General features: G+C 58.2%; 20 protein-coding genes and 1 pseudogene. 10 read left to right on the top strand and 11 right to left on the bottom strand.

Going from position 1 to position 23,346, the window contains the following annotated elements; all coding sequences use genetic code 11:
* Positions 1–21: 21 nt before the first annotated feature.
* From B7E11_RS23115 to B7E11_RS23105, 3 genes are all read right to left on the bottom strand, one after another.
* Positions 22–936, bottom strand: a complete 915-nt coding sequence (locus tag B7E11_RS23115) for an NAD(P)/FAD-dependent oxidoreductase (protein ID WP_080839271.1) — start codon at positions 934–936, stop codon at positions 22–24.
* A gap of 50 nt (positions 937–986) precedes the next feature.
* Positions 987–1,484, bottom strand: a complete 498-nt coding sequence (locus B7E11_RS23110; protein ID WP_080839270.1) for an RrF2 family transcriptional regulator — start codon at positions 1,482–1,484, stop codon at positions 987–989.
* Between the two features lie 120 nt (positions 1,485–1,604).
* The gene (locus B7E11_RS23105) at positions 1,605–2,648 is read right to left on the bottom strand and encodes a DHHW family protein (RefSeq protein WP_080839267.1); all 1,044 of its coding nucleotides are present in this window, start codon (positions 2,646–2,648) and stop codon (positions 1,605–1,607) included.
* A gap of 189 nt (positions 2,649–2,837) precedes the next feature.
* Between B7E11_RS23105 and B7E11_RS23100 the strand changes: the two genes are divergently transcribed.
* The 3 genes from B7E11_RS23100 to arsC are packed head-to-tail and all read left to right on the top strand — an operon-like array spanning position 2,838 to position 4,896.
* Positions 2,838–3,128 carry an ArsR/SmtB family transcription factor gene (locus B7E11_RS23100; RefSeq protein WP_080840952.1) on the top strand — a complete coding sequence of 97 codons (291 nt, stop codon included), beginning with the start codon at positions 2,838–2,840 and terminating at the stop codon, positions 3,126–3,128.
* 12 nt (positions 3,129–3,140) lie between these two features.
* Positions 3,141–4,433, top strand: coding sequence for an arsenic transporter (locus B7E11_RS23095; RefSeq protein WP_080839265.1), 1,293 nt, complete (start codon positions 3,141–3,143; stop codon positions 4,431–4,433).
* Positions 4,434–4,470: 37 nt separating this feature from the next.
* A complete protein-coding gene (arsC, locus tag B7E11_RS23090) occupies positions 4,471–4,896 on the top strand; it encodes an arsenate reductase (thioredoxin) (RefSeq protein WP_080839263.1) in 426 nt (141 codons plus the stop codon).
* A gap of 54 nt (positions 4,897–4,950) precedes the next feature.
* Here arsC and B7E11_RS23085 read toward each other — a convergent pair whose 3' ends face one another.
* Together B7E11_RS23085 and B7E11_RS23080 are read right to left on the bottom strand one after the other, a co-directional pair.
* Positions 4,951–5,616, bottom strand: coding sequence for a FusB/FusC family EF-G-binding protein (locus B7E11_RS23085; RefSeq protein ID WP_080839261.1), 666 nt, complete (start codon positions 5,614–5,616; stop codon positions 4,951–4,953).
* Positions 5,617–5,910: 294 nt separating this feature from the next.
* Positions 5,911–7,143, bottom strand: coding sequence for an MFS transporter (locus B7E11_RS23080; RefSeq protein WP_080839259.1), 1,233 nt, complete (start codon positions 7,141–7,143; stop codon positions 5,911–5,913).
* Positions 7,144–7,471: 328 nt separating this feature from the next.
* On the opposite strand from B7E11_RS23080, the gene B7E11_RS23075 reads away from it, so the two are divergent.
* Positions 7,472–8,992, top strand: a complete 1,521-nt coding sequence (locus B7E11_RS23075; RefSeq protein ID WP_245809802.1) for a transposase — start codon at positions 7,472–7,474, stop codon at positions 8,990–8,992.
* A gap of 183 nt (positions 8,993–9,175) precedes the next feature.
* On the opposite strand, the gene B7E11_RS23070 is transcribed toward B7E11_RS23075, so the two are convergent.
* Complete coding sequence (locus B7E11_RS23070) at positions 9,176–10,459, bottom strand: molybdopterin molybdotransferase MoeA (RefSeq protein ID WP_080839256.1); 1,284 nt, start codon at positions 10,457–10,459, stop codon at positions 9,176–9,178.
* A 263-nt stretch (positions 10,460–10,722) separates the two neighbouring features.
* Here B7E11_RS23070 and B7E11_RS23065 point away from each other — a divergent pair, with 263 nt between their 5' ends.
* Genes B7E11_RS23065 through B7E11_RS23040 form a run of 6 tightly spaced genes read left to right on the top strand, consistent with a single transcriptional unit; the run spans position 10,723 to position 17,025 of the window.
* Positions 10,723–11,721, top strand: a complete 999-nt coding sequence (locus B7E11_RS23065) for a beta-ketoacyl-ACP synthase III (protein ID WP_080839254.1) — start codon at positions 10,723–10,725, stop codon at positions 11,719–11,721.
* Positions 11,711–12,931 (top strand): ATP-grasp domain-containing protein, encoded by a 1,221-nt coding sequence (locus B7E11_RS23060; protein ID WP_080839252.1) that lies wholly within the window; start codon positions 11,711–11,713, stop codon positions 12,929–12,931. The genes B7E11_RS23065 and B7E11_RS23060 overlap by 11 nt, the downstream gene beginning before the upstream one ends.
* Positions 12,928–13,941, top strand: a complete 1,014-nt coding sequence (locus tag B7E11_RS23055) for an NAD-dependent epimerase/dehydratase family protein (protein WP_080839249.1) — start codon at positions 12,928–12,930, stop codon at positions 13,939–13,941. Before B7E11_RS23060 ends, B7E11_RS23055 begins: the two co-directional genes overlap by 4 nt.
* Positions 13,892–14,815, top strand: a complete 924-nt coding sequence (locus tag B7E11_RS23050; protein ID WP_080839248.1) for an MBL fold metallo-hydrolase — start codon at positions 13,892–13,894, stop codon at positions 14,813–14,815. Before B7E11_RS23055 ends, B7E11_RS23050 begins: the two co-directional genes overlap by 50 nt.
* Positions 14,812–16,158: a F390 synthetase-related protein gene (locus tag B7E11_RS23045; RefSeq protein WP_245809801.1), complete on the top strand. Its 1,347-nt coding sequence runs from the start codon at positions 14,812–14,814 to the stop codon at positions 16,156–16,158. The genes B7E11_RS23050 and B7E11_RS23045 overlap by 4 nt, the downstream gene beginning before the upstream one ends.
* Before the next feature lie 12 nt (positions 16,159–16,170).
* Complete coding sequence (locus B7E11_RS23040; RefSeq protein WP_080839245.1) at positions 16,171–17,025, top strand: SDR family oxidoreductase; 855 nt, start codon at positions 16,171–16,173, stop codon at positions 17,023–17,025.
* A 38-nt stretch (positions 17,026–17,063) separates the two neighbouring features.
* Here the strand turns inward: B7E11_RS23040 and B7E11_RS23035 are convergent, their stop codons facing one another.
* The 5 genes and pseudogenes from B7E11_RS23035 to B7E11_RS23015 form a co-directional block, all read right to left on the bottom strand.
* A complete protein-coding gene (locus B7E11_RS23035; protein WP_245809800.1) occupies positions 17,064–17,798 on the bottom strand; it encodes an ATP-binding domain-containing protein in 735 nt (244 codons plus the stop codon).
* Between the two features lie 69 nt (positions 17,799–17,867).
* Positions 17,868–18,841 (bottom strand): annotated as a pseudogene (locus B7E11_RS23030) (NAD-dependent epimerase/dehydratase family protein).
* 494 nt (positions 18,842–19,335) lie between these two features.
* Positions 19,336–20,607, bottom strand: coding sequence for an IS110 family RNA-guided transposase (locus tag B7E11_RS23025; protein ID WP_080839240.1), 1,272 nt, complete (start codon positions 20,605–20,607; stop codon positions 19,336–19,338).
* 243 nt (positions 20,608–20,850) lie between these two features.
* On the bottom strand, positions 20,851–21,381 hold the full coding sequence (locus B7E11_RS23020) for a TetR/AcrR family transcriptional regulator (protein ID WP_080839239.1): 531 nt from the start codon (positions 21,379–21,381) through the stop codon (positions 20,851–20,853).
* A 398-nt stretch (positions 21,382–21,779) separates the two neighbouring features.
* Positions 21,780–23,309, bottom strand: a complete 1,530-nt coding sequence (locus tag B7E11_RS23015; protein ID WP_080839237.1) for an extracellular solute-binding protein — start codon at positions 23,307–23,309, stop codon at positions 21,780–21,782.
* Positions 23,310–23,346: the final 37 nt, after the last annotated feature.

Raw genomic sequence — 23,346 nt, 5'->3', positions numbered from 1 at the left:
GCTCGTCTATCTCGCAGCGCGTCAGCCTTTGCCGTTCCATGCTTCCTCCAGCAGCTCTCCGTTTATGCCGGCGGCAGCCAGCATCCCCATCGAGGCGGCCATAATGGCCTGATACAGCTCCGTTGCCGCGTCGCCGGCGCTGTAGACGCCCGGCACGCTCGTTTTGCCGAAGCCGTCGACGACGACGCTGCCCGTTTCCGTCACGTCGCAGCCGAGCGCTCGCGGCAGGTCCGATCCGGCGGCCAGCTTCGGCGCGAAGAAAATGCCGGCGCACGGAACCGCCGAGCCGTCCTCCAGAACGACCTGTCGCACGAAGCCGTCGACCGATTCGATCCTCCGGATCGGCGAGTCGAATACGGCGACATCGTGCCGCTTCAGCTCCTCGCGCTGCTCCTCCGTCAGTTCGTCGGGCCCGTTCGTGCAAAGCGTTCGGCTGCTCGTCCATCCGGTTATCGTTTTGGCAAAATGCATGGCCCCGGCTCCCTTGGCAATGAAGACGAGCGGTTTATCCCGCAGTTCCCAGCCGTCGCAGTAAGGGCAAACGAAGGCGCTTTTGCCGTAGATGTCGGAAAGCCCTTCAATGTCCAAAGGCAAATCCTTCTTTCCTGTCGCGAACAGCAGCTTTTTGCTTTCGATCGTCGCCCCTCCGGCAGTCGCGATGCGAAAGCGGCCGTTTGTTCCCGTCACTTCGACTGCCGCGTCATCCATGAATCGCACGGACGGATAAGCGGCGATCTGCTCTCTCGCAATCCGCCGAAACTCGGCCGGCCGGGTGCCGTCCCGGGTAAGAAAACCGTGGATTTCGCCCGTTACCCGGTTTCTCGGTCGTCCTTCGTCCAAAACCAGAACGTTTTTCCTCGCTCTGCCCAGCACGAGCGCCGCGCTTAATCCGGCGGGTCCGCCGCCGATAATCGCCGTATCGAACATGGTTTCCATTTTAATCATCCTCCTGGATCTTTAATGTCCATAATTAGCGCGCAAGAAGGTCACGCCTTCTTGTTTGCCGCGTGAACGAAATGGGGGGCCGCCGAATCGAGCACCCATTGAATGGTGTGGCGCCGCAAATATTCGTTCATTTCCCGCTCCGCCCCGTTCATAACCTTCTTGACGAGACAGCCCTCGCCGAACGGCTTGTCCGGAATGCCGGCTTCCGCCGCTTCGGCATCGTCCTCGACATCCGCCGGATGGCGATGCGCATGCGCGTTCAGGCATTCGAACAGCTGCTGCCGGCCTTCGATCACTTGAACGACCTCGAGAAAGGTTATTCGGTCCGCGGCCTTCGCCAGCTCATAGCCTCCGCTCGCCCCCGTCACGGCACGCACGATCCCGTCCTGCCGCAGCTTGGACATGATTTTGGACAGGTAGCTTTCCGAGACGTCGAGAGCTGCCGCCAATTCCTTGATCCCCACATTGCGGCCGCGTTCCGCATAGGCCAAATAAATCAGGGCGTGCAGCGCGTAGCCCGTGCTTTTGGAAAATTGCATGCGTAAAGCCCCCTCATTCCACCATGACGACATTCAGCGCTATTATGGACTAACATTGTCCATTATACACCTGAACATCAACCTCCGCAATCGAAGCCGCCGCGGGCAAACCGCGGGTCGTTAATGTTCCTGGATCGCGTTCAAAAAGCTTCCGACGCTCGTTGTTCTCGCCGCGGTCGAACTGTAGAGAAACAGCACGTCGGTGATTTCCCGTTCCTTCGCGAAGTCGTTCAAATTTCCCTTGAACGTTCGGGGATCGATATAATAAACGGTTTCGAAATGCGGGAGCAAAAACGGGATGAACGCGTTGGCGTACGAGTCTTTGACGACAACGATCCGCTTGCCGTTCCGGTTGCCGGTTTCGATTTTCCCCCAAGGGAAATCTCCTCCGAGAAAAACCGCATAAAAGCCGGCCTCCTCGCCGGCATACTTGGGATCGACGACCCGGCGGTCCAGCGGCTGATCCTTCGTCGAATAAGCGGTATAAACGTATTCCCGCAACGGCGCGTAATAGGAGATCGCATCCGGGTTCGCCTTCAATTTCTCGCTGGACGTCGCCTTGAAGTCGCTGCCCAGAAAGCCTTCGATCACTCCCGCCGCATACTCTTCGAGAGCGACCGGCTCGTCATCGATCGCCTGCATAAACCGATCATAGGCGTAATAAGCGCCCAAAGCCGTCCAGTGATGGTCCGTGCGAAAATACAAATAATCGTCGCGATGCTTCTCCAAAGCGCCGTATGCGTCTATTCGGACAATGCCCGGATCCAGCATCCCGTCGACGCGGGCAAACGCGGCTTTCTGCGAATCGGACATTTCCCTGTATTTACGGCTCTCTACGAATTCCGCGGACGTAGGGGCAAGCAGACAGTAAACGTTGACGCCGGGATCGGCGGCAGCCTTGAAGCGGTTAAGCGCATCCGCGAACAGCTCCGCTGCGGCTGCGGAATAAGTAAACAAATGCACGGACCGATCGTCCAAAATCAAATAGCGAACCGAATCGACGACGACGATTTCGCCATCGCCTTCCCCGGCCGCTTCGCTTCCGCCGCTTTGTTCGTTCCGGTCTCCTTCTCCCGAATCGGTCCCGAACAAACCGGCGAGTCCGATCCCGGCAACGGCGAACAAGAATAGAGTAAGGACGAACAAGCCTCTATGCTTCATCATGCCCCTTCTTTCGGCGCAAATTCAAAACTATTAAAACATAGTATTCTCCAATTCTTTTGCGAATATGCCTTTCTATAAGTGATTGATAATATTATGAATTGATTATATAATGAAAGGCGAATATCTTCTTTCAAAACCGAAAAAGGAGGGAACCCGTTGGAAAATGCCGTTCGACCCTCGATTGAGGATATGGCCGACACGCTCAAGCTTCTCGCCGATAAAACCCGGCTGACGATCGTCGCCCTGCTGAAGGAGCGGGAAATGTGCGTTTGCGATATCGTCGACTTTTTGCAAACGACCCAGCCCAACGTCAGCCAGCACCTGAAGAAACTCAAGACCGGCGGAATCGTGAGCGAAACCCGGCGGAGCCAGTGGATTTATTATTCCTTGAACGCGGACGGAAAACCTTATCTACACGATCTCATCAAGCAGCTCCCGTCTTTGAAAATCCCGAATCCCGGATCCAATAACTGCTGTTAAGCCGGAGGAATCATGCTTATTGTCGCGATTGCAATTTTTCTCGTCACGCTCGTTTTTGTCATTTGGCAGCCGAAAGGTTTAAGCATCGGTTGGTCCGCCTCCGTCGGCGCCGTCATCGCCCTGCTGTTCGGCGTCGTTACCTTCGACGACGTTTGGGACGTGACCCGAATCGTCTGGAACGCGACGCTGGCGTTCGTCGCCATCATCCTGATCTCGCTCGTTTTGGACGAAATCGGATTTTTCGAATGGGCGGCGCTCCATATGGCGCGGTTCGCCCGAGGCAACGGGAATTTGATGTTCGTTTACGTCATTCTGCTCGGTGCGCTCGTTGCCGTCTTTTTCGCGAATGACGGCGCCGCCCTCATTTTGACGCCGATCGTCCTGGCGATGGTCCGGGCGCTGAAATTCGACGACAAAATGATTCTGCCTTTCATTATGGCCGGCGGCTTTATTTCGGACACCGCTTCCCTGCCGCTTGTCGTCAGCAATCTCGTCAACATCGTCTCCGCGGACTTTTTCGGCGTCGGGTTTGCGGAATATGCGAGCCGGATGATCGTTCCCGCCTTGTTCTCGATCGGCGCAAGTCTTGCCGTCCTGTTTCTCTTTTACCGGAAGAGCATTCCGAAGCGATACGACCTTTCGCAAGTAAAGCCGCCCAAAGACGCCATCAAGGACGTTCGCCTCTTCCGTATCTCCTGGATCGTGCTCGCCGTGCTGCTTGCCGGCTATATGGCCAGCGAATTCATTCGCGTGCCGGTCTCTTTCGTCGCAGGCGCCGCAGCGATCGTCTTTCTTTTTCTGGCAAGGCGAAGCCGGGAAATTCAGGCGTGGAAGCTGGTAAAAGGCGCTCCCTGGGCAATTGTCGTTTTTTCGATCGGGATGTATGTCGTCGTCTACGGACTGCGCAACGTCGGACTTACCGACGAGCTCGGCAAAGCGTTCGCCTGGGCCGGCGAGCAAGGCTTGTTTGCCGGCACGCTCGGGGCCGGGGCCATTGCCGCCGCGCTCTCTTCGGTCATGAACAACCTCCCGACGGTCATGATCAATGCTTTGGCCATCGAAGGCGCCGGCGCTTCGGGCACGCTCCGGGAAGCTTTTGTTTACGCCAATGTCATCGGCTCCGACCTTGGGCCGAAAATGACGCCGATCGGCTCGCTCGCGACGCTGCTCTGGCTGCACGTTCTCTCCAAAAAGGGCATCAAAATCACGTGGGGAGCCTATTTCAGGACAGGCATCCTGCTCACCGTTCCGGTCTTGTTCGTTACGTTAACCGGTCTTTATGTATGGCTTCGCCTCATCGGCTAAATCATCGGCGGACGAACCGCCAAAAGGAGCAAACCGCATGGAAACCAAACCGCTTGTTTATTTTTTGTGCACGGGCAATTCATGCCGCAGCCAGATGGCCGACGGATTTTTAAAAGCGCTTGGCGGCGGCCGTTACGAGGTCAGAAGCGCCGGCCTGGAAGCCCACGGGCTGAATCCCCGGGCCGTTCGGGCGATGAAGGAAGCCGGCATCGACATCAGCGGCCATACGTCGGACGTCATCGACCCGGATCTGCTCAATCGCGCGGCTTACGTCATTACCCTGTGCGGGCATGCCGACGAGCACTGCCCCGCCATCGCGAATCCGAACGCGATCAAATGGCATTGGGGATTCGACGATCCGGCGAAGGCGACCGGAACCGAAGATGAGATCATGGCGCAATTCCGCGGCGTTCGCGACGCGATTCGAGCGCGGATCGACTCTTTTCTTCAAGAAGGAAAATAATCCGAACAAGCAAAAGCCGCCGAGCCATTTCGGCGGCTTTCGATCGTTCGACGGTTATTCGGAGCGTCCCGTGACTGCCCGGACGAACTTTTCCAGAGCGTCGACATCCGTTATGTTGCCGTTGCAAGCGCTGGAGTTCACGCACAAATAGTTGCCGATCGCCTTGAAGTAATCCGGCGACGCGTTGGCCGGCTTCGCTTTGGCGATCGCCGTGAACAGGGCAACCTCTTCCTGGCGGTTGCACAAAAAGCAGGTTCCTTTTTTATGCGTGGGGGTCAATTTCCCTTCGATGCCGACAAGCTGTCCGTCAAGGCGGTAAACGAGGTAAAGCTTGTTCGACGAAATGTCGGTCCATCCCAAATAAGTGAGATAACGTTCGTCGACGGCTTCCCTGTCGGGGAGCTTCAGTTTTTTCGCTTTCGGGAACAGCTTGCGGAGCTGCGCGTCCGTCATTTGGTCGAACGGTTCGCGATAAGGCTCCAGCGAGCGCAAATAAGACTGCACGTCCTCCGACGTATAAACGTCCGCAACCTTCCCCAACGTTTGTTCTTGCGACGGCTCGAGCGCGTCCGGGAACGCCTCCTGAATTTTGTACATCACGTTGTTTCGCACCGACTCCACCACTTTCGGATCGGATACGGTGCTGCACGTTCGCTGCAGATGAACGGCCTGCTTCTTGATCAAGTTATATTGATGGTTTCTAATAAATGGTTGGCACATGCTTTACAGCCCCTTATTTTTAGTAGTGGAAATAAAATAAGGCGTGCAAAGCCGATTATTAGAAACGATAAAAAGCGGTATCGGGCGATGAAAGGAATGTTCAAGTCCGCCCCATGCAAAGTATCGCCCCTAAGTTCAGGCTTTGCACGAGTCGTTGCCGATTCCGGCAAAATGTTTTGCCATCCGTACCGACCTCCCTTGTTTGCCCATTATAAGGCAATCTCCGGTTTCGTCGCAATACCCCGAATAACGAAAGAGGACCCGACGCCGGGCCCTCTTTCGTTCAGCGGACGATCAGGCTTGTTTTTGCGGTACCGCTTCGCCCGCTTCTCCGCGCTCCCCTTTGAACCGGAGGAACAGCAAGAGACCGGTCAACAACACGACGATTCCGGAGCCGAAAAACCAAAGCTGCACGCCGTACCGGTCGACGATCGGTCCCGCGACCAGCAGCCCGACCGGCGAGGAGAGCAGCGTTACGCTGGTCACGAAGGAGAGCACGCGCCCGAGCATCTCCGGTTCGAACGCACGCTGGATCATCGCCATATAAGGACCGTTGAAAAACGGAGCCGCCGCCCCCATTAAAAACGAAAGCGCGAGGAAAACGAAAAATCCGTCCTTGCCGAGGACGCCGCCGAAAACGCACGTCAGGCCGATGGCAGCCAAACTCAGGCTCATATAGGTGCTGTCTTTCCATTTGGAAGCGGCGATGGACAGCAAGGCGCCGCCGAGAATCATCCCGATGCCGAACGCGGCTTCGACGATGCTCGCGCTGTATCCCCCGCGCTCGAAGTGCGACAACGTCATGAAAGGAAACAAAGTCGCAAGCGGCATGAACACGATGCCGAACACGGCGGTTATGACCGTAACGAACACGATCGGCTTCGCTTGCGCGAACGCCCTCCAACCGAGTTTGAACTCGTTCAGAAAGGACGGCGACGGTCCGGCTTCCGGTTTGGGCTGCCGAATTTGGACGAATAACAGCATCATATTCGCGATCAACGCGCCGAGGACGTCGAGAAACAATACGGCTCCTAGGGAAGTGGCCGAATAGACCGCGATTCCGAGCGCAGGGCCGATCACATTGGAAAAGGAGAATACCATTTGATGCCAGCCCGCCACCCGCGTCAGCTGTTCTTCGGGCGCGATGAGCGGAATGGCCGCTTGAAACGCGGGCGCGTGAAAGGCGGAAGCGGCGGAGCGGATCATAAGAATCGCATAAACGAATCCGACGCCCGGTTCGCCGAAATAGAAATAGAGGCCCAAAATCAAACTGAAAAGCGCAATGACGCCGTCGGCGGTCATCATCGTCCGTTTGCGGTTCCACCGGTCGAGCCAGACGCCGATAAAAGGGCCCAGCAGCGCCTGCGGCAAAAAGCCGGCCAGCCCGGCCATCATCAGAACTGCGGCCGAACCGGTCGTTTCCGTCAAATGCCAAATCATCGAAAATTGAACCATGGACGAGGTCAAAATCGAGAAGATTTGACCGCTGAAAATGAACGCGAACTTTTTTTTCCATTGAAGGTGCATGATATCGTCTCCTCATTCGTTTGGTTGTCAGTACACGCGAAAGCGCAATCCAAATGAACCCGTCCCCAATTTCCAAAAATTGGGCGAGTTTCACAAGTCGCTCGTCGCTTTACCGCAACCGCATCGAATGCGTCAACGATTACACCTCCTTAAATTCATAAATAGCCTCTCGGAATTAAAAACTCCGCACCGGCTTTGGCCCTTTGGCCAAGGTCTTTTATTGTTTCACCCCCAAAACAGGAGTGCGAACAAACATTCCTCTTGACATTTTCGAAACACCCCAATAATCGCCGAGAAGGCATTTTCTGCCTATCTCTTGAGAAATTGGGTGATCGTTTTGAAAGTTGTTTCTCGTTCTCACCAGGACTACTTGACTTTCGTAAGCAACCAACTTCGAAAGGAGTACGGCACACCGGAAGCGCTACTGTTTTTGCAGCACTTTTACAACGACCTGATCTTCTGGATCACGGCCATCGATCTGTCCGCCACCGCTTCCTTGATGCGTTCGGCTTACTCCTCCAATCCGAAAGGACGCAAGCCTCACGATCCCGCCGACATGCTCCGCTGCTTGCTCCTTATGACCAAGCTCGGGCTGAGCGTCGATGACGGAGTCGTCGCGCTGCGAACGACGCCGGTCTATGCCATTCTCTGCGGCTTTAAACCTGGTGAGACGCCGGGTGTCGGAACGTTCTACGACTTTTTCCCCCGGCTTTGGCGGGCATCCACTCCGCATAAGACCGGGCGCGTCAAACGCCGCTTGAAGAAGCCGCGGAAGAAGGGCAAAAAGAACGAAAAGCAAGAGCCCAAAAACCCCAAGATTACGGAGAAACTCGTCTCCCGCATCCTGCGCGAGGGCAAAATCCACTACGCCCCCAAGGAGCACGACCTGCTGCAACAGTTGTTCCAATCCCTGTTTGTCCTGCCTTCTGCGGCAAAAGGATTGCTTGGCGATACGAGCGCTTTCCGCGTCATCGGCGACGGATCTCCGGTTGAAACCGGCGCGCGTTCGTACGGCAAGTTCCTTTGCGATTGCCGCAAGTCGGGCAACTGGAAATGCTCCTGCAAACGGCAATTTTCCGATCCGGATGCCGATTGGGGCTGGGACAGCTATCGCGAGAAATATTACTACGGGCGTACGCTCTACATGTTCACCGCAGCCGACAGTCCTTACAATTTGCCCGTGTACCCGCGATTGTTTCGCGCCAGCCAACATGACTCGGTGTCATGGATCTGCGGCTACCGCGAGCTGCGTCACTGGTACTCGGACTGGAAGGTGGGAGAGGCGCTCCTGGATTCCGCCCACGACGCCCTCCCGATCTATACCATTCTGGTACATGATGATGTTTCCGCCACCATCGACCTGAATCACATTCGTTTCGGGCATACGGTATACAATGACATGAAATTTGGCTCCGATCCCGTTCCTGCCAGCCCCATTGGACGCATGATAGTCTGCTGGGTCCAGTGTTCGTGCCGACCGCGCCTCAACTGGCGCTGTCCCGCCAAAGTCGGCAAATGGGAATGCCCGACTCCCTGCTCGCCTTCCGATTATGGAAGAACCTTCTACACATCCACCGCGGATAACCCGCGCCTTTTTCCGCGCATCCGCCGCGACAGCAAGGAATGGAGAAAGCGTTATGCGCTGCGAACCGGCGTCGAACGCTGCATCAAGCGCCAGAAAGTCGATTACAGGCTGGAAGCTTCGCGCGGGCGCAGTTCCCGCCACTGGAACATTCGCGTGTACTTGATCGCCATGTGCCAGCATGCCGACGCGTGGCTGGAAGAAGCGAAGAAGCAGAAGCAGATCGCGTCTGTTGAACAATGGCTCAAAGAATTAACAGCCGCTTGATGCAAATTGGTTTGCATAGCATTTTTTAAAAAATGCCCTTTTGAGGGTTCTTTGGCATGCACATTCTTGAAATCAGCTTTCATACCTGCCATTTCATCGACATATCCGCCTCATTCACCCCTCATTCGGACTCAGAACCCTGCTTTATTTCCGAGCCTCTATTCATAAGCCATTATAACATAATTAAGCGAACGCGATATCCCCCAATAAAATCGCCTCTACGACCTCTCCGGCCGCGACTCCCGTTTTCGTCGGCGGGATGACGATCAGGCAATCGGCTTCCTTGAGCGATAGCATGGCGCTTGATTTATCCGGACCGACCGGTTCGACGTAATGAATTCCGTTTCGGCTGTACCAGCGGCCGCGGACGTAACGGGTGTAGCCGTTCGCTTTCATATAATCGGCGGCAAGAACCGCGGTAAAGGTCCGGCACGCTTCCGCCTTGCCGCCCTGCATGCCGGCCAGGACGGGACGGACGAACAGTTCGAACCCGACAAAGCAGGCGGAAGGGTTACCGGAAAGCCCGATCAGGAACTTGTCGCCCCATACGCCCGCACTGGTCGGACTGCCCGGCCTCATCGCGATTTTCGTAAAAAGGGTCGTTCCTTTCCATTTCAGAAAAAAATCCGCCATCCGATCGTAATCGCCGACGGAAACGCCGCCCGTCGTCACGATGAGATCGGCGTCCGAATGCAGCAACTCGCCGATCGTCCGTTCCGCCAGCGCGGAATCGTCGGGAATGGAGCCGGCGAGGCGAGGCTGCCCGCCGGCCGCGGCAATTTGCGCGGCGAGCATGTAGGCGTTGCTGTTCCGGATTTTTCCCGGCTGCAACGGCTCCTCGACGCGAAGCAATTCCGTTCCGGTCGAAACGACCGTCACGATCGGCTTGCGGAACACCTCCACCCGGGCGCAACCCAGCGCGGCCAAAATCGCCGCCTGCCCCGCTCCGATAACGGCGCCCGCTTCCAGCACCGGCGTGTCCGCGGCCGCCTCCTCGCCGATCGGGGTTATATTGGCTCCTTGCGCGATCGGCTTCCTTATGCGGACGACGGTCCGGCCCGCCCTTTCGATTTCCTCCGCCATTTCGAACATGATGACGGCGTCGGCGCCGTCCGGCACGATGCCGCCGGTCATGATGCGCGCTGCCGTGCCCGCCGCGATCGGACGGATCGGTTCTTGCCCGGCAGGGAGTCGTTCGACGACTTCCAACTCGACGGGCCGCCGCGGAGAAGCGTCCGCGACGTCCGCGAACCGAACGGCAAAGCCGTCCATGCCGGAACGCCGAAAATGAGGAAGCGGCTCGCTCGTCTTCACCGGTTCGGCGAGCCTTCGTCCGACGGCTTCCAGCAGTCCGACCCGCTCGGACGGAAGAAGACGAACCCGCCGCGTCAGCGCATCCCTTGCCTCCTCCACGGTCAACGTCTTTCGCTGGAATTTGGCGTTTTGGCGATTCCCTGACGTTTCCAATGCGCGTCCCCTTCCTCCGCTTGTTTTTCCTTTGCCATCGCGTCGACAGCGCCTTCTGCCGCTTGACGATTCCCCGTCACTCCGAATGCGAATCCCCTTAATGATACGCGCTCGGCTCCCGTAACGTTGCACTATCCCGCAACGGCGAGCATGCGCCCATATACCCAAATTCTAGATTTAGACAAAATTTGAGTGCCCGGCCATCCGCAATCTATTAAAATGTGATCATGCGGAATTCCCATCTAGGTTAGGAGAAATGCATCATGAACGAACGTCATGTGTCGATTTTGGGGACGGGCAAGTATTTGCCGCAAACCTGCGTAACTTCGGAAGAAATGGACGCGAGACTCGGCGTGAAGCCGGGCTGGACGCTTAAAAAAACGAACGTGGCGAAGCGTTATTTCGCCGGGGAGGAAACGGCGTCCCGAATGGGCGCAAAGGCGGCGGCCGCCGCCTTGGAAGCGGCAGGTCTGTCGTTTCGGGATATCGATTGCCTCGTCTGCACGAGCGGGACGTCCGAACAGCCGATCCCCTGCACGGCGGCGCTGATCCAATACGAGATGGGCCATGGCCGGTCGGGAACGCCAGCCTTCGATATCAACTCCACTTGCCTCAGCTTTGTCGCGGGGCTGGACGTCGTTTCGTATATGATCGAAGCCGGCCGCTACCGCAACGTGCTGCTCGTTTCGAGCGAGATTTCCTCCGCCGGGCTGAATTGGGACCAGAAGGAAAGCGCCGCGCTGTTCGGCGACGGGGCGGTTGCCGTCGTCGTCGGCCGCGCCGCGGAAGGCGGAACGTCGCGCATCGTCCATGCCGCGATGGAAACTTACGCCGACGGCGCGCGCCTCTCGGAAATCCGCGGCGGCGGCTCGAGGCTTCATGCGCTCAAGCAAGCCGATGCCTCCGCCGGCGATTACTTGTTTGATATGGACGGACCCGCCATCTTCCGGATGACGTCGAAGCTGATGCCGCCGTTTGTCGAGCGGTTCATGGCGGCGGCCGGCACCCGCCTGCAGGACATGAAGCTCATCGTTCCCCACCAGGGCAGCGCGATGGCGGTCCGGCTGCTGAGCCGCAAGCTCGGCATAGCCGACGAACAGCTGATGTCGATCACGGCGGAACACGGGAATACGATCGCCGCCTCCATTCCGATGGGGCTGCACGAAGCGATTGCGCAAAAGCGGATCCGGCGGGGCGACCGGGTGCTGCTGCTGGGCACGTCGGCCGGGCTGTCGCTGGGAGGAATGATTCTTGATTATTGACGGGACGAACACGCGCCGCCTGAACGTGCTCATTACCGGCGGCCGCGCGCCCGTCGCGCTGGAATGGGCGAGACGCTTCGCCGCTTGCGGGCATCGGGTGTTCGCCGCGGAAAGCGTCGATCGCTATCTGTGCCGCGTTTCCCGTTCGGTCGTCCGCAGCTATCGCGTGCCGAAGCCCAACGAAGACGAGGCGGGCTATCGGGAAGCGATCCGGTCGATCGTCAAGCGCGAAAGCATCGACCTTGCGGTCCCGACCTGCGAGGAAATTTTTCACCTGGCCAAATTCAAAACGGACCTCGAATCGGAGACGGGCTGCGCCGTTTTTTGCGAACCGATCGAAACGCTCGACCGTCTGCACAACAAGCGATCGTTCATCGAGCTCGCCGCCAGTCGCGGGGCGCAAGTCCCGTTCACCCGGCCGGTCGAATCGGACGAGCTGTTGGAGACGCTCGCGCAGGAGGAACGTTTCGGCTCCAAGCTCGTGCTCAAACCCGTCTATTCCCGATTCGGCGCCAACGTGCACATCGTCGAGCGTGCCAGGCTGAAGAGCCTGCTCCGAAACGCCGACCTTCGGCGGCTTATCGAGCCGTCGGCGTCATGGATAGCGCAGCAATATTTGGAAGGAGCTCCGCTATGCTCATACTCGGTCGCCCGCGCGGGGGTCGTGACCGCCCACGCTTCCTACGTTCCGGTCTATGCGGCGGGCCGCGGGGCCGGGATTTTTTTCAAAGCGGTCGAGGACGCCGACTTGCGCGAATGGGTGGCCCGCTTTGTCCGGGCGGAAAGCTTTACCGGGCAAATTTCGTTCGATTTCATTCGGACGCAGGACGGGACGCTATATCCGATCGAATGCAACCCGCGGGCGACGAGCGGCGTGCACCTGCTTCCGCGCGACGGCAGGCTTGTCGACGCGATCGCCGGGCCGGCCGGCGCGGGCGAAGCGCCGCTGCTCCCCGAACCGGACCGCACCTCGATGCTGGCGCTGGCCATGCTGCTGTTCGGAACGAAAGAGCTGCTCGCGCCGCGAAGATGGAAAGCTTGGACGGCGTCCTTCTTCGGCAGCCGGGATATCGTCTTCCGGCGCGACGATCCCGGGCCATTCTTCGAGCAGTTCCGCATCCTGCTGGAGACGGGTAAGACGGCCGCCGCGCGCAAGATTTCCCTATTGGAGGCTTCCACTATCGACATGGAATGGAACGGTGAACGATGAAGCGTGCTTTGATTACGGGAGCCACCGGGTTTCTCGGAAGGCGGCTTGCCGCCGCGCTGCTGGACCGGGGCTGGGAAGTTTCCGGCTTTGGACGAAACGAAGCGGTCGGCGCGGAGCTTGCGCAAGCGGGCGTGCGCTTCATCCGCGGAGATCTTGCCGATCCCCGGCAAGTCGCGGACGCATGCGCCGGCCGGCAAATCGTTTTTCATTGCGGAGCGCTCTCCTCCCCGTGGGGAGCGTATCGGGACTTTTACGCCGGCAATGTGGAAGGAACGCGAAACGTCGCGGCCGCCTGCCTCGCGCATCGGGTCGAACGGCTCGTTCACGTTTCCACGCCGAGCCTGTATTTCGATTATCGGGACCGCCTGAACATTCCCGAAAGCTCGCCCTTGCCTTCAAGGCCGGCCAATTGCTACGCCGCGACAAAACGGATGGCCGAGCAAATCGTTAACGAGGCGTTCGCGAGCGGCTTGCCGTCCGTCATCGTCAGGCCCCGGGCCATCTTCGGCCCGGGCGACCGGACGCTGCTGCCCAGGTTCATTCGCGCGAACGAGCAGGGCGGAATCCCGCTGTTCCGCGGCGGCAACATTCGGATGGACCTCACGTACGTCGACAACGTCGTGCACGCGCTGCTGCTTTGCGCGAGCGCGCCGGAGTCGGCGCTCGGGGCCGCCTATAACATCACGAATCGGGAGCCCGCGCTGTTTATCGACGTCTTGCGGCGGTTATTCGAGGCCCTCGGCAAGCCGCTTCGGCTAAGACCGTTGCCCTATCCCGTCGCATACGGACTGGCCGGCTTTCTGGAATGGAAGACCCGGCTTCTGCGGTCCGGCGCCGAACCGCCGCTTACCCGGTATTCGGTCGGGCTGCTCGGCAAGCATCAGACGCTGGATACGTCTCTCGCCGAAGAAAAGCTAGGCTATTCGCCCGTCGTCGGGCTGGAGGAAGGACTCGAACGTTATGCATCCTGGTGGAACCGAAACGAACGTCAATCAAACGAACGTCAATAAATCGAACTTCAAACAAGCACCCCTCAATCGAACGACCGTTACGCTGCGATTATTCGCGGCGGGGTATTGCGAGCATGCCGAATGGATCACGATTCGCGGCGGATCCCGGCGGAAGGCGCGGTTTCCGGCCGGATACGCCGTCATCGGGCATCCCGTCCACGGGCCGGTGCTGTTCGATACCGGCTACGCGAGACGCTTTCATGAACATACGTCCGCCTTTCCCTATTCGCTGTATGCGAAGGTTACGCCGGCTTTCATTGGGGAAGGCGACAGCGCCGTCCGGCAGTTGGCGGATGCGGGCATCCGCCCGGACGACGTGCGGCAGATCGTCGTCTCCCACTTTCACGCCGATCATATCGCGGGGTTGCGGGATTTCCCCCGCGCTCGCTACATCTGCGCCGAGTGGGCTTACGAGGCGGTCAAACCGCTGAAAGGGCTGAAAGCGGTCCTGCGCGGCTTCGTCCCTTCCCTGCTGCCGGGCGACTTCGAAGAGCGATGCCGGATGCTGCGGGAGGATGAGCGCGTTCGGCTGCCAGGCGGCTTTCCCTTCCCTGACGGCTACGATCTGTTCGGCGACGGGAGCGTCATCGCCGTCGACGTTTCCGGGCATGCGGAAGGCCAGCTCGGGCTGTTCGTGCGGACCGAACGAAGCGAGTATTTTTTGTGCGCGGACGCCGTTTGGTCGAGCCGGGCATTTCGGGAACATCGGCTGCCGCATCCCGCGGCCGGCCTGATCATGTCCGGCCGGAGCCGGTACAAGACGACGTTCCAAGCCGTCGTTCGGCTTCATCGCGACTATCCGCAATTCAGGATTATCCCTTCGCATTGCATGGAAGCATGGGAACGTTACATCCGGGGAGGGGAACCGCTGTGAAAGACAAGCTCGCCATCTTGCGGTCGTACGCGGCGACCCGATATTTACGGAAGTGGCGAAGCCGGGAGTCGTTTCTGCGCTGGCAGGAAAAACGGATCGTCCGCCATTTGGAAACGGTCCGCGCGCGCTCCGCTTTTTACGAAAAACTGTGGCGCGGAATTCCGACGGCCGAATGGAGAACGTTTCCGGCGATCGACAAAACCGCGATGATGGACCATTTCGACGAGCTTAATACGGTCGGCATACGCAAAGACGAAGCGTTCGAGCTGGCGATCGCCGCCGAAAAAAGCCGCGATTTCACCCCGGTGCTGAACGGAATCACGGTCGGCTTGTCGTCGGGAACTTCCGGCCATCGGGGGCTGTTTCTCGTCAGCGAGCGGGAGCGCTTTGCCTGGGCCGGGGCGGTGCTCGCCAAAGCGCTGCCCCGCTCCTTGCTCCATCGGGAGAAAATCGCGTTTTTCCTGCGCGCGGACAGCCGTTTGTACGGCTCCGTCGAAAGTTCCTCGATTCGGTTCGAATTTTTCGATCTGTACGAACCGATCGACCGGCACATCGCACGCCTGAACGCGTATCGGCCGACCCTTCTCGTCGGCCCGCCGTCGCTGCTGCGGATGCTGGCCGAAGCGGCCGCGGCCGGCACCCTTTCCGTCGCCCCGGCGAAAATCGTATCCGTCGCCGAGGTGCTGGATCCGCTCGACCGGCGCGTCGTCGAATCGGCCTTCGGGCAAACGCTGCACCAGGTTTACCAGTGCACAGAAGGCTTTCTCGCTTCCACATGCCCGTACGGCACGCTTCATTTTAACGAGGATATCGTCTGCATCGAGAAAGAGTACGTCGATCGTTCGCGCGGCAAATTCATTCCCGTCGTGACCGATTTTTCGAGGCTGGCCCAGCCGATCGTCCGCTACCGTCTGAACGATTTGATCACGGAACGGAAAAGCTGTCCCTGCGGCTCCCCGTTTGCCGCGATCGAAGCGATCGAAGGCCGAAGCGACGACCTGTTCTATCTGCCCTCGCGGGACGGGGCATCGCTCGTGCCGGTCTTTCCGGATCTGATTTCGCGCGCCGTCCTTGCGGCTACGGACGATTTGAGCGATTACAAGGTGATCCAGCAGGGCGAGAATCGGATTCTTCTAATGCTGAAAACGCCGACGGGCGTCCATTCGGACCCTGCGGCCGCCCAGGTTGCGGCTTCTCTTGGCGAGTTGTTCCGGAAGCTAGGATGCGCAGTCCCCGATCTCGAATTCGCGCCGTACCGTCCGCCGGAGCCGGGCGTCAAATTGCGGCGGGTCGAACGGGCCTGGCGCGTCCAAGGCCGGATTGGGCAGAGGATGAAACGTTAACGGGAGGAAACCATGAATCGAAAAGTCGTCTTGATCACCGGCGCTTCGAGCGGCTTCGGACTGCATGCCAGCCTTCGCTTCGCCGAACGGGGACATGAAGTCTTCGCCACGATGCGCAATCCGGAGACGAAGGGCGAGCTGCTGGACCAAGCGGCTCTGCTCGGCGTCGCGAGCCGAATCCACATCCTGCGGCTGGACGTTACCCGAACGGAGGACATCCGGTCGGTCATGCGGGAGATTGGAGAGCGATTCGGACGCCTCGACGTTCTCGTCAACAATGCGGGCTATGCGGTCGGCGGCATGGCCGAAGAGGTGCCGCTTTCCGACTGGCGCGCGCTGATGGAAACGAATTTTTTCGGCGTGATCGCCATGACCCAGGCCGCATTGCCGATCATGCGCAGCCAACGCCGCGGCACGATCCTGAACGTCGGCAGCATCAGCGGAAAAATCGGCATTCCCGGCTATGCGCCGTACTGCTCGTCCAAATTCGCGGTCGAAGGCTTCAGCGAATCGCTCCGGCATGAAGTGCGCGGCTTCGGCGTCGACGTCGTTCTCGTCGAGCCCGGCAGCTACAAAACCCCGATCTGGAACAAGGGCTTCGACCGCATCCGCGCGGCCCCTTCTTCCCCCTATCGGGACTTGCTCGATTCCGTGCTCGGTTATTCGCGGCGAACCGCGGAAGCCGCTCCCGATCCGGATCGGCTCGCGCGGAAAATCGTCGCCCTCGCCGAAAAAAAGTCCCCCTCCCTACGCTACGCTTACGGCAAGGGAGCAAAGCTTTCGCTGCTGGGCAAAGCGATCTTGCCGTGGAAATGGTTCGAGCGCGTGCTGGCGGCGGCGCTGCGCGCCGGGATGAACAAGCGCTGAGCGCCGCTTCCGGCATCGAACTTCCGGCGATCCGGGCTTCAACCCGGCAAAAACGCCGCGGGCTCGCCGCAATACGTCACGGTCAGCGCATGCATGGCCCTCGTGCAGGCGATGTACAGCAGGCTTCGATCCAATTCCGTCCGATAGGTAGCCGCATTCGCACCGGGAACGATCACCCGATCGAATTCAAGCCCTTTGGCCATATGGGCAAAGGTCACGACGATCCCGTCGTGGAAGCGCTCGCTGCCGAAATCGAGCAGCTTGATTTCTATCATAACGGGAAGCAGCCGTTCATTTTCCAACCTCGATTTGATCGGCAGCCCGCTTGACGCCCGATAAGCGTTCGCGATTTCCCCCTTCGGAATGCGCGTGCGGTCGACCTCGATGTCCTTGGGCGCAAAATAGCGCTCGGCGGCCAAGCGGATAAAATCGTCCAGTTCCGTCACGAAAATCGCGTTCGATTTGAATCTGATCCGTTCGATTCGCTTCGCGTCGTCCGATTCCAACAGATCCGCCGCCTGCTCGTTAAACGTCTGGAACCGGCAAATGCCTTTCAGTTCCGCCGCCGCGATGTCCTCCATGCCCGATTCCAGGATGCTTTCTTCGCCGAGCTCGGGCAAAACGTTTGAAATATAGTCGGAAAAAACCCGATTCGGGGAAATGATCATCATTTGACTCGATGAGATCGTGTCCTTGAACCGGTACAAAAGATACGCCATCCGGTGCAGGGCGACCGACGTTTTTCCCGACCCCGCGACTCCCTGAATGATCAAGCGTCGCGGCATTGCGGGCGATTAAGATGTTGAAGTCGGCCTCAGATGTTTTTGGTGATTGATTAATTACTAACTGCTAATCGAATGCTTGTTTTCCCCTTGCAAAGAACGAATCGTAGCGGCGATTCCGGTTTCGAAAGGGGTTGCCGGGATCGGTCCGACCAGCCGTTCGTATTTTTCCCCGCTCAACACGAGCGGCTCTTCGGTCAAGTACAGCATTTCAACGACTTCTTTCATGACCGGAACGGCCAAACCGAGCAAGGACAACCCGATCTTCCCCAGCGGGATGACCGGTTTCGTTGCGCCGCTTGCCGCTTGGGCGATGCGGACGATTTCCTTTCCGGATATCAGCCCTCCCCCCGGAATGTGCCAGTTCTGTCCGTAAGCCTCGCTTCTTCCGGCAAGCTCCGCGATCATCTTCGCCGCGTCAGGCAAGTAAACGAATTCCCGGGGAACGCGCATATTGCCGAAAAAAACGCCATCTTCCCCGCCGCGATCGCTTCGAGCGTCGAGCCCAAATAGGATGCCTCGTTTGCCGTCGGGCCATAATAATCCGGCAGCCGAACGATCATGACTTCGGCGCGGATCCATCGCTTGTCGAACAGCATTCGTTCGTACGCGAGCCGCACTTTTCCCTTTTTCGTATGCGGCTGCTTCGGGTGCTCCTCGGTCGCGCGGTTCATCCGTCTGCGGCCGTACGGATAGATGCCGTCGATCGCAACCACCTTCAACCCGAGCCCGTTTGCGGCTTCCATTACCGATTCGCCCAATGGAATCAGCTTGGCCGCCATTTCGTGATACGGCACGTTCGCGCAATGAAACAACACATCCGAGCCTGCCGCGGCGGCCGCGACGTCTTCCGGCCGGAAGGCGTCTCCTACGGACATTTGCAGATTTGCCGGATTGCCCAGCCGGTTCGCCAGGCGCTCCAGCTTCGACCGGGAACGGCCGAACGCGATCGTATGCACGCCCCGACAGACGAGCTCCTCCGTAACGGCGGCGCCCGTGCCGCCCGTCGCTCCGATGACGATTGCTGTTTTCATTTTAAATCGACCTCGCTTTTCAAATTAGTAATTGATCAATCACTTCCCTAAGTTCAAAATAACATCTTGTTAGTGATTAGTCAATAACTAATTTCGAGAGGGGGATTCCCCTTTCGCTCCCTCGGTACGATGCAGTTTACTCACGAATGCTCGCTTATTCGCAGGATTTCACCAGTGGATAAATCATAGCTTAGATGGGAAAAGACCAGAACCGTAAAGGTTGGCAGGCGAAACGTATGCGGGAACAGAAGGGGCGAACTTTCGCTCCTTCTTTGCTGTTTTGCTGCACGCTGCTCCACGTAACCTCCGGAAGCTTTCACTCCCATTTCTCGACGGGTCAATGCCCTTTCATTCCTTCGTTATGCCTGTCCAGAGGGTGGAGGCCGGTTATCCTAACGGTACGGGTCTGGGCCCTTTTGCTCAATGCAATCCGGTACTCCGTGCAATCTTGAGATCCTGCGAATAAGCCAGTTTTCGTGCCAATAGAGAAGCGTTTATGCAGCTTGGTTTATAGGAAGAGTTCGACCTGGATCATAAGCTTCCCCGCTCTGTGCCATGGCAACCAGGAGGCGAGCCAGCTTGCCGCAAAGCTTCATTACTGAACGCATCGGCTTCATGCTTTTCGTCTTTACATTCGCTTCGTGCTGTCGTTTAAACGCTTCATCGTTCAAGATGAGGGCCATGGTTGCCATGAACAGGGCATGCCGAAGTCTGGGTCGGCCCCGTTTGCTAATGGACATTTGGCCTTTCCACTTGCCAGAGCTCGCTTCAGCCAAGTTGAGGCCGGCATGCCGCAACAAAGCATTGCCATGTGCATACCCGCTGAGGTCGCCAGCTTCACCCAGAATGCCGGCGACTGACAGGTTGCTCATGCCCTTCATCGCCAGCAGCGGCTTGGCCAGCGGGATCCGAGTCAATGCAGCCGCCACTTCATCCTCGATTACTTGCAGCTGCTCCATAGCCAGATCATATTCGGCGAGCAGCTGTTGCAGATGAAGTTTGTAGGCTTTATCGGCATGCTTGGCACCGACTGAGCGCCTTGCCAGTGCTAGGAGTTCAGCAGCTCTCCGTTCTCCGCTGTGCCGTTTCATGACCGTCTTCCAGCCGTCGATTACCTGGCGGATGGTGAGCTTTTGCAGATCGGCAGGGGTAGGGAAGAGGCGTAGTGTGGCAAGCGATCCGGAGCCAATGAGGTGCTTGTATACCTGCCGGAGCTCAGGGAACACAATGTCAACCCAGCGGTGAATCTGGTTCTTGACGCTGACGAGACGATGGACAATGGTCTCCCGGTTTGCCATAAGCACACGCAGTTCCATGAACACTTCACCGGTTTCTTTGATGAAGGTGTAGTAGCCGTTTTTCACCATGTCGGCGATAACAAAGGCATCTTTGACGTCACTTTTGGAGGGCGTATTGTCGCGATTCTCCTTGTTCTTTTTGACGAGATGAGGATTTACCAGCACGACCTCGAGGCTTCGGTCTTTGAGCCAGGCAGCAAGGCTAAGCCAGTAGTGGCCGGTTGGTTCCATGCCGATGATGGTGTCGTTAAGTTGATGCGTCTTCTGCAGATCTTTCATCCACTGCAGCAGTTGATTGAAGCCGGCATCGTCATTAGAGAAGTGAAGAGGAGTGCCAAGCAGGATCCCACGGTAGTTAACTGCGCGCGCAACATGGGTTTGCTGGGCGATGTCGATGCCGACGACAATGTGCTGGGTTGAAATGCGTTCGAGCTGTTGATTTTGTTTGGCTTGAGCTTTAAACTTCAAGATAGAGCGACCTCCTCATGATGGCTAAAGGGCTATGACCCGTGACTACCCCATCGTACCGGAGTCGCTCGTTTTTGTGCAAAGCGCATAATTAACGCTCTACAGGAATCCTAACGGCAAGAGATGCGCAAGGCGTATCGTCGGCAAAAACGCGCGGAATGCCTCATCGCAAGAAACGCGCGGAGCGCATCGTCGGCAAGAAACACAAGAAGCATTCCTTCGTCGGCGTGTAGAACGAAAGTCTTATTCCCCTAATCCCTCTTTCAGCTCTGGCATATGCAAAGCCGCCGAAACGTTGCACAGCATCCCTCGGGCCAGAAACAGCATTGTCCGTTCCTCGGGATTCGGGATGCCCGCGCTTTGAAACGCGTTCAGCACCATGTTCCGCACCTCCCCGAATCCGTTGCGCATCGCCTTCCGGATCGACTCTTCCGGAATCGTTTGGGCTTGCATTTGCAGCAGCACCTCGTTCCGGTAAGCGTCCAAAATGTCCTCGTACGCCCGGATTAGGCCGGTTTCCAGCCGTTCCGGAGCGGCGGAGTCCACGACTTTGCGGAACGAGTCGATGACCCTCGTCCAGGAAACCTCCAGCGCGGTCAGCAGCAGCGCTTCCTTCGTCGCAAAAAATCGAAAAACGTACGGCTGCGAAATGTTGGCCCGTTCCGCGACCTGAGCGGTCGTCGCCCGGTAATAGCCGACTTCCGCGAAAACCTCGATCGCGGCCGAAATAATGTCGGAGCGGCGATTGACCGAAGTCGTTGCTTCTTTGGGCATGTTCGTTCCTCCTTTCGTTCTAGTTAGTGATTCATCAATTTCAGCATGCGCTGTCAGTATACTACGAACGGGATGTCGCCCGCAACGCTTCGTCCGCGCTCACGACTAAGGGCGGCCTCAAACCGCCATGGCTTTTTCGATAGAGCGGGCCGAAATCGGCCCGGATTCCGAAATAACGACGCCTTGAGGCCGTTATTGCCGGATTTTTCCCGCGCGGCGAGCAAATAACGGCGCCGCCGAGCCGTTAATTCGCGATAACGAGGCCGGAAACGGCCTGGTTTCGGGAAAAACGGTCACGCATGGGCGCTGCGAGGTCAAGGTTGTCATTCCTTGTTTATAGACAGAGGAGCCGTCCCTTCGGCCAATTTTGACCTTAGGAACAGCCCCTTGCCATGCGGTTATTGACCGTAGCCGAGCTCCTTCAGCTGCTCGACCGCGGATTCGACGAACTGATCGTACTTAAACGTGCTTTCAAGCGTTTCCAAAAACTTGTCGTAGTTGGCGAGGTCGTTTTTGCCGAAAACGAACTTGATCATTTCTTCTTCGATGTAGCGGTTGGCGTCGGCCGGGTTGTAGCCCGCCGGGCTTTGGACGAACCCGTCCAGCGTCTCCATGCGCGGGATCGCCGCTTCGAAATCGATATATTCGACGAGATCGGCGAACTTCGTTTTCAAATATTCCGTCTCCGGACGGCCCGAGAACTGGTACAGCCAGGTAAAGGTCGCTTCCTTGGAACCTTGCTCCGTAATGGCGACCGTATCGCCGTTCAGCGTAAAGTGGGTGCCTTCGATGCCGAACTGCACGAGCCGGTTGCCTTCCGGCGTCGACGTATAGTTGAACAGCTCCAATACTTTTTCAAGCTTCTCCGGCTCGTTCTCGAGCCGCTTCGGCACGACCCACAATCCGCCGGCTTCGCCGATGTTGATGGCTTTGCCGTACGCCTGGCCGTTCGGCCCTTTCGGCGGCGCCAGCTGGATCCATTCCGCTTCCGGGTTGGCGCCTTTCCACGCTTCCACCTCGGCCGGCTTCATGATTTGCGCCCATTCCGTATGAATGATGCCTACTTTGCCCTGGAACGCCTTGTCTTTGGCCATCGTGCCCTTGTTGCTGACCACTTCGGGGTCGACGACGCCCGCATCGAGGAACCGCTTGATCGCGGCGAGCGCATCCTTGAATTCCGGCTGGTAAAACGTATTCGCGACTTTGCCGTCACGGACGAAAAATTGCGAAACGTTGGAAATGTTCGTCACGCCGTATGCGCCGAAAATCGGATCGAACGCATCGAAATTGGTGCCCGTCAGACCGAACGTATCGTTTTTGCCGTTGCCGTCCGGATCTTTTTCTGTGAACGCTTTCGCTACCTCGAACAGTTCGTCGACCGTCGTTGGCGCGGCCAGACCGAGGTTGTCCAGCCAGTCCTTGCGAATCCAGTAGGTGTAAGCCAGCGCCTGGCCCGCCTTCGGCAGCGCGTATTGCTTGCCGTCGATTTTGCCTTTTTTGAGGACGTCTTCGCCGGCAAAGCTCGCATAGTCCGGCATTTTGTCCAGATAGGACGTCAGATCGAGCAGCGATCCGGCTTCGGCCAGCTTTTGCAGCTGCGGCTTGCCGGTCACCAGAAACACGTCGGGCAAATTGTTGGAAGCCGCGCGGACGTTAATCTGGTTCTCGTAGTCGCCCATATCGCCGACAAGCGTCATTTCGAGCGAGATGTTCAGCTTCTCGTCAAGCGCCTTTTTGATAAAGTCGTCGGTAGGAAGATTCGTGCCCCAGCTGATCTGGGCCGCTTCCAGCTTCACCTTTTCGGCGGATGCCGGCGAGGAAGCGCCTCCCTCTCCGGCGTTCGTTCCCGCGGCGTTTCCGCCGCCGTTGCCGCCGCCGCAGCCCGCGAGCGCAACCGCCAGCGCGGCCGCCGCAGCCCGCGAGCGCAACCGCCAGCGCGGCCGCCGTCAGCGCAACCAGTCTCTT

The organism is Cohnella massiliensis, from assembly GCF_900169535.1.
Classification (GTDB): Bacteria; Bacillota; Bacilli; order Paenibacillales; family Paenibacillaceae; genus Cohnella; species Cohnella algarum.
This window is presented reverse-complemented; position numbering and strand designations above follow the sequence as displayed.